Annotated in this window: 5 protein-coding genes; 2 read left to right on the top strand and 3 right to left on the bottom strand. The window is 70.2% G+C overall.

All coding sequences use genetic code 11. The features are described from left to right. A partial coding sequence (locus AC07FN_RS43790; protein ID WP_478401015.1) for an IS110 family transposase occupies window positions 1–867 on the bottom strand: 867 nt, incomplete at its 3' end. Between the two features lie 254 nt (window positions 868–1,121). Between AC07FN_RS43790 and AC07FN_RS43785 the strand changes: the two genes are divergently transcribed. Both AC07FN_RS43785 and AC07FN_RS43780 read left to right on the top strand, forming a co-directional pair. After that, complete coding sequence (locus tag AC07FN_RS43785) at window positions 1,122–2,261, top strand: aspartate racemase/maleate isomerase family protein (RefSeq protein ID WP_478401014.1); 1,140 nt, start codon at window positions 1,122–1,124, stop codon at window positions 2,259–2,261. A gap of 500 nt (window positions 2,262–2,761) precedes the next feature. Then, complete coding sequence (locus AC07FN_RS43780) at window positions 2,762–3,418, top strand: GntR family transcriptional regulator (protein WP_478401013.1); 657 nt, start codon at window positions 2,762–2,764, stop codon at window positions 3,416–3,418. A gap of 126 nt (window positions 3,419–3,544) precedes the next feature. On the opposite strand, the gene AC07FN_RS43775 is transcribed toward AC07FN_RS43780, so the two are convergent. Then, a complete protein-coding gene (locus AC07FN_RS43775; protein WP_478401012.1) occupies window positions 3,545–4,672 on the bottom strand; it encodes a glycerate kinase in 1,128 nt (375 codons plus the stop codon). Window positions 4,673–4,937: 265 nt separating this feature from the next. Next, a complete protein-coding gene (gene gcl, locus AC07FN_RS43770) occupies window positions 4,938–6,641 on the bottom strand; it encodes a glyoxylate carboligase (RefSeq protein WP_478401011.1) in 1,704 nt (567 codons plus the stop codon). Window positions 6,642–6,988 lie beyond the last annotated feature (347 nt).

The following is a 6,988-nucleotide window of genomic DNA, read 5'->3' as shown; positions in this document are numbered from 1 at the left end:
CACCCGGGCGCCGAGGACCGGTCCCAGTCCGGGCTGGGACAGGATGATCTCAGCGGCCGGGTGCTGCCCAAAATGGGCTTCGACCTGCCCTTGCAGCGTCTTGACCTGGGTGTTGAGTGTGGTCAGGACCGCGATCAGCGCTTGGATGGAGGCGGCGTAGGCGGCAGCAACGACCTCGGGCTGACCGAGGTGCTCGGCCCGCAGCGCGGCCTGGATCGCCGTTGCTTTCTCCGCGACGTTGCGGCGGCGGGCCCGTTTCAGCGCGGCGCTGATCTGCGCGAGTGTCAACCGGGCGGCCTGGGCCGGTGTGGGGGCCTTGGCCAGCAGCTCCAGAGTGTCGGCGGCGTCCAGATCGTCGAAAGCGGCCAGCGCGGCGGGGAAGTAGTCCCGCAGCGCGTGCCGCAGCCGCTGGGTGTGGCGGGTCCGTTCCCAGATCAGCGTCTTGTGGGTACGGGCCACGACCTTGACCGCCTCGACCTCGGCGGAGTCCCCGGCGACCGGCCGCAACTCGTGGGAGTGGGTGCGGACCATGTCGGCCAGCACGTGAGCGTCACCGGCGTCGCTCTTGGCTCCCGAGACACCCAGTCGGTCACGAAACCTGGCGGCCTGCAACGGGTTCACCGCCAGCACCGTGTACCCGGCCGCGACCAGCGCCGCGACCCAGGGCCCCCGGTCGGTCTCGATGCCGACCAGCACCTCGACCTCGTCGGCGTCCTCCCCTGCCAGCTCTCCGACGATCGCGTGCAACCGGGCCATTCCCGCAACGCCCTCGGGCAGCCGGGCCTTGGCCAACCGGCGACCGGAGCCGTCCATCACTTCCACATCGTGATGGTCCTCGGCCCAGTCGTCTCCCATGAACAGCCGCAACGGTCCTCCTGTTCTCGATGCCGATCACCCTCAGCAGCCCGGCGGGAGAACCATCAGCGACCTAATCAAGCAGTGCTCACGCCACCACGGGCGGGCACGACATCCCAGCAGCGATCAACTCTCCCGGCCTACCGGCAGGGGCACGCTCTTTCATCAGGACTCACACGTCCAGGACGACAGAGTGCTCACCTGCCAGTCGGCTACCAACCAGGAGTTTGCCCGATGGCTCACTCCCAGAACTGATTAGGAATGACATGCCACGCATCGGAATGCTGACGCCGTCGTCCAACACCGTGCTGGAACCCGTCACCTACCGGCTGCTGTCCGGCGTCGAGGACGTCAGCGTCCACTTCAGCAGGTTGCCGGTCACCGCGATCTCCCTTTCCGACAAGGAGAACAGCCAGTTCTCGCTGGAGCGGATGTCGGCCGCCGCCGAGCTGCTCCGGGACGCCGCCGTGGACGTGGTGGTGTGGAACGGGACCGCGGGCTCATGGCTCGGGCTCGACTACGACCGGCAGGTCAGCGCGGCGATCTCGGAGGCGTGCGGGGTGCCGGCCACCACGTCGACCCTGGCGCTGCTGGACTCCTTCCGCGCCTTCGGCGTCACGCGGCTCGGCCTGGTCACGCCGTACACCGGCGATGTCACCGCGAAGATCGCCGAAACCTACGCCGCGGAAGGCATCGAGGTCGTCAACGACGAGCGGCTCGACATCACCGACAACTTCAGCTTCGGCTCCGTCCCCGAGCAGCGGTTGGCCTCGATGATCGAAGCAGCCGCCGCCGATGTGCACGCCGTGTCGCTGGTGTGCACGAACCTCCGCGGCGCGTTCGTCGCGGCCGAACTGGAGGCGAAGGCCGGAATCCCGGTGCTGGACAGCGTTTCCGCAACGCTGTGGAAGGCGCTGGACGTGCTTGGCGCCGCTGTCCCGATCGACCGCGGCAGCGTGCTGCTCTCGGGCTCGACACGTGCGGCGCTGAAGCGGATCTGCACCTCGCTGCGGGAAGCGACCGGCGCCGACCGGACGACGATGCGGCTCGACCTGCCGTCCCAGCGGCTCGGCGTCGACCTCGCCGCGGCGGAGGACACCGGGCCCGGGGTGCGCGCGATCCAGCACGACCCGGGCCTCGACCAGCGGAAGCTGAACACCGTGCAGTGGCTGGAAGAACACCGCCGCACGCTGGTGCAGCCGCACTTCCGGGCGGACCCGCAGCCGCCGCAGGCGCTGATCGAGACCTACGGCGTGCAGGCCCAGATGCTCGCCCCGGTCGAGGTCGACGGCGCCATGGCGGGCTGGCTGTCGGTGCACAGCCTCGCGGAGCGCGGCTGGCGCCCGGCGGACATCCAGGCCATCGAGACCGCGGCAGCCGAGGTCAGGGCCCTGCTGACGTCGTGAGCGGTGGTGGCCGCTCACGACCCGTCCCGCCCCGGGTCGTGAGCGGCAACGGTCGCCCTGGCGTCCACCATTCACTCGAACCGAACGATTGCGAGGAGCGGCAAATGAGCAAAGACTCACCGAACCCCACCGGCCCGTGACGGGTGGGGGTGCAGTTTCAATTGAGCGTTTTTCATCCTGGTCGACCCGCAGCCGCGGGCCGCAAAGCTGCATGTCGATGAGGTGTCGCATGCGCCGCAGGCGCATAGCCCACCTACGGCACCGGCACCGCCGCGGGTTCACGGTGCCCACCCCTCCGGGGTTCCCTCGGCGAGGACGGCCCCTCCGCCGTGTATTGGGCATACATCAGGAGGGGCACCCACAGACCAGGGAGCCTCTGAGGTTCCGCTACCCGCACCGCCACGCAAAACGAGGTTGGAAAACCTCATTGAAACTGCGGATCACGCCCGGGGATGCGACTGACTACGCTTTGGGCGAGTGCTGAGGGGAAAGGAGCGGACGTGGCCCAGCCGGTCCCGTTGGGTTCCCGCGACCGGCCGCTGCGCGACCAGGTCTGCGAGGAGATCCGCAACCGCATCATCGACGGCCGGTTCGCTCCCGGCGACCGGATCGTCGAGCGCGAGCTCGCCGCGGAGCTGGCTGTCTCTCGGGTGCCGGTGCGCGAAGCGCTGCGCACGCTGCGGGTCGAGGGGTTCGTCGAAGACGTCGCGCGGCGCGGCGTCATCGTGCGGCGCCTGGAGCGCCGCGACGTCGAAGAGCTCTTCGACGTGCGCGAAGCGCTGGAGAGCCTGGCGTGCCGGTTGGCGGCGAGCAAGGCCGACGCACGCGGCCTGCGGGCGCTGCAGCGGCACCTCGCCCGGGCGGACAAGGCGTTGCAGGGCGGCGACCTGCAGGCGGTGGGCAAGGCCAACGGGGACTTCCACGACGAGATCGTGCGGCTGGCGGACCACCACCTGCTGGCGGGCATGCTGGACCCGCTCCAGGGCCGCCTGCACTGGCTGTTCCGGCAGGTCGACGACCCCGAAGAGCTGTGCCTGGAGCACACGAACCTCTACGAGGCGATCGCCTCCGGCGACCCGGACCGAGCGTCGGCCGAGGCGATCCGCCACATCCACCACAACAGGGACACGGCCCTCCGCCTCCTCTTCGAGACCTGACGCCCGAGGCCGGGCGGTGGTCCCGGCTCTGCCGAGGACCTCTGAAATCGGGAACCCCACCTGGCGCGTTGCCCGGTGGGGTTCCCGTTCTTGCCTGCGATTGGGACGTTCTGCCGCGGGCGGTTCCTACAGGTGGTCTTGGGCGAGGCGTTCGCCGAGGTCGACCAGGAGCGTCGCCGCTTCGCGGATGCAGCGCTGCGGGTCCGGCTCGATGTCGGTCAGCGCGTACGCCGCTTCGACGCCCGCTTCGCGGAGGCGCTCCGGCGTCAGGTCGCAGCGTCCCGCGATCGCCACCACCGGCACGCCCGCTTCGCGGGCTCGGGCGGCGACTCCGGCCGGGCCCTTGCCGTGCAGGGTCTGCTCGTCGATGGCGCCCTCGCCGATGATCACCAGGCCCGCGCCCTCGAGCTGCCGGTCGAAGTCGATCAGCTCCAGGATCACGTCCACGCCCGGCCGCATCCGCGCGCCCAGCACCGCGAGCGCGCCGTAGCCGACGCCGCCGGCCGCCCCGGCACCCGGCTGTTCGGCGACGTCGCGGCCACCCGCGGCCAGCACCGCGCGCGACCAGTTGCCCAGCGCCTCGTCCAGGAAGCGGACCTGCTCCGGGTCCGCGCCCTTCTGCGGCCCGTACACGTGCGCCGCACCGCGCTCGCCGAGCAGCGGGTTGTCCACATCGGACGCGAGGATGAATTCGGTTTCGGCCAGCCGGGGGTCCAGGCCGGACAGGTCCACTGTGGCCACTCGGCCCAGTGGTCCACCGCCTGGGGGCAACGGGTTATCCGCAGCGTCCAAGACCCGCGCCCCCAGGACGGTGAGCATTCCGGCGCCGCCGTCGGTGCTCGCACTGCCACCGACGCCGAGCACCACGGTCCGCGCTCCCGCGTCCAAAGCCATCAGGATCGCCTCGCCGGTGCCTTCGCTGGAGGCCGCCAGCGGGGCGAGCTCTTCCGGGTCGAGCAGCGCCAGCCCGGAGGCGGAGGCCAGCTCGACCACGGCGGTGTCGCCGCTGATCGCGATCTCGGTGTCCACCGGCTCGCCGACCGGGCCCGCGACCCGCACCGGAATCGGCGCGTATCCGCTGGCCAGCGCGGCCTGCACGGTGCCGTCCCCGCCGTCGGCCACCGGCGCCAAGCGCACCTGCGCGTCGGGGCGTACCCGGCGCAGCCCGGCGGCCACCGCCTCGGCGACTTGCGGCGCCGTCAGCGAGCCCTTGAACTTGTCCGGCGCGATGAGGACGGGTCCTGGCACAACCAACTCCGATCGCTAGGGCGGCATCCTCCGCCGGGACGCCCGGCACGAACCCGGCGGAGGACACCAAGGGGTCTTACGGATATTCCACCCGAGGACCCCGTCCGTGGGAAATGCGGGGCACGCTCGCCGACCACGCCACCGCGCGTCGCCGGCGAGCGCACCTCGCGCAGGGCTGCCCTGAAGCCCCGCCTGGGGTGCGGGAGTGTGTGACAGGACCAACCGACGCGGTTCCCGTACGCGTCGGCCAGCCTCCGCACCCCGAGGATCATCACGCGTTGGGCACCGGCTCCGGCTCGATCATGGCGTCGATGCGGATGCCCCGAGCGGTGTTGGCCTCCCGCTCGATCATCACCTCGACAAGGACCGGGCGGCTGGTGGCGACAGCCTCCTTGCGGGCCCACTCGATGGTGTCGGCCAGGTCGCCGGGCTCGAACACCCGGCGGCCGGAGCAGCCGTAGGCCTCCATGATCTTGACGTTGTCCGTGCCGTACTCGTCGTAGTGGATGTCCACCTCGGTCTTCATGCCGAACGCGTCGCCCTCTGCCTGGCGGATCAGGCCCAGGTACTCGTTGTTCAGCATGATGATCACGAACGGGACGTTGTACTGGGCGGCCACCGCCAGCTCCTCGACCAGGAACTGGAAGCCGTAGTCACCGACCACCGCGACGACCTCGGCGTCCGGCTCGGCGGACTTCACGCCGATCGCCGCCGGGATCTCCCAGCCGAGCGGGCCGGCCTGGCCGCACACCTGGTAGTGCCGCGGCAGGTGCGCGGTCTGGAACTGCCCGCCCCAGATCTGGTACAGGCCGATCGCGGTGACGAAGTACGCCTCCGGCGGGAAGATCTGGTTGATCTCCCGGTACACGCGCGGAGCCTTGATCGGCACGGTGTCGTAGTCGTCCGGCCGGGTCAGGGTCTGCTTGAGCACGCCGACCCGGGAGACCCACTCGGAGTAGTCCTTCTCGGCGTTGCGCTTGCGCGCGGCCTCGATCAGCGCGTCCAGGAACAGCCGGGTGTCCGAGACGATGCCCAGGTCCGGCCCGAAGACCTTGCCGATCTGGGTGGGCTCGATGTCGACGTGGATGAACTTGCGCTCACCGCGGTAGGTGTCCAGGGCACCGGTGTGCCGGTCGCCGAAGCGGGCGCCCAGCGCCAGCACCAGGTCGGCCTCCAGGAACGACTGGTTGCCGTAGCGCTGACTGGTCTGGATACCGGTCATGCCGGCGAACAGCTCGTGGTCCTCCGGGAAGGAACCCTTGCCCATCAGCGTGATCTGCACCGGGACGCCGAGCAGCTCGGCCAGTTCGCGGACCTGCTCGTGGGCGTCACCGAGGATGACACCGCCACCGGCGAGGATCAGCGGCCGGTCGGCCTCCAGCAGCAGGTCGAGCGCGCGCTCGACCCGCGGCAGGTGCGGCTCGACGGCCGGGATCGGCAGCGGGGCGTCCAGCGTCGGGTCCCACTCGATCTCCTGCTTCTGCACGTCCAGCGGCAGGTCGATCAGCACCGGGCCGGGGCGGCCGGAGCGGGCGATGCGGAACGCCTCGCGGAAGATCCACGGCGCCTGCGCGGCCTCCTTGACCTGCACCGCCCACTTCGTCACGGGCTCGGCGATGTCGACGATGTCGACCGCCTGGAACGCCTCCTGGTGCAGCTTGGTGGACACCGCCTGGCCGGTGATGCACAGGATCGGGATCGAGTCCGCCTGCGCGGTGTAGAGGCCGGTGATCATGTTGGTGCCCGCCGGGCCGGAGGTGCCGATGGCGACCCCGACGTTGCCGTTGGTGCGCGCCCAGCCGTCGGCCATGTGGGTCGCGCCCTCTTCGTGGCGGACGATGAGGTGCTTGATGCCGCTGTCCTCCATCGCCGCGTACAGCGGGAGGATCGCCGCGCCGGGGCAGCCGAAGGTGATGTCGACGCCCTCGGACTTCAGCACGTCGACGACGGCCTGCATGACAGGAACTTTGGGCATGGTGTAAGACTTCCTCTCGGGTGCCGCGCTTCGACGCGCACCTTGTTGGGAACGGGTCAGTGGTTTTGGTTGCTTGGCGGCGCTGGAACCGCTGACCCGTGACCGTCTTGCTTCGAGATCGCCCGGCCGGGCGAGTTCTTCCGCAATTTCAATGGAAATCGAACCTCTGATTTCCATTGAAATTGCGGACCTGAGGAGTGGGGTGGCGGGGGGGGGGGGGGGGGGGGGGGGGGGGGGAGGGGGGGGGAGAGGGGGGGGGGGGGGGAGGCGATAGCTTCCATCCACAACTCGTCCGTTTCCTGGAGTAGCTCGCTGTGGTAAACGAATAGTTGACGCCCGTCCGGGTT

The sequence above is a fragment of the Saccharopolyspora sp. NPDC045941 genome (assembly GCF_056431445.1).
Note: the sequence above shows the minus strand (reverse complement) of the source record. Positions and strands in the feature narration are given on the sequence as shown.

Excerpts from the sequence above, each read along its gene's own strand:
- AC07FN_RS43785 (WP_478401014.1), top strand. The coding sequence starts at position 1,122 with ATGCCACGCATCGGAATGCTGACGCCGTCGTCCAACACCGTGCTGGAA.
- gcl (WP_478401011.1), bottom strand. The coding sequence starts at position 6,641 with ATGCCCAAAGTTCCTGTCATGCAGGCCGTCGTCGACGTGCTGAAGTCC.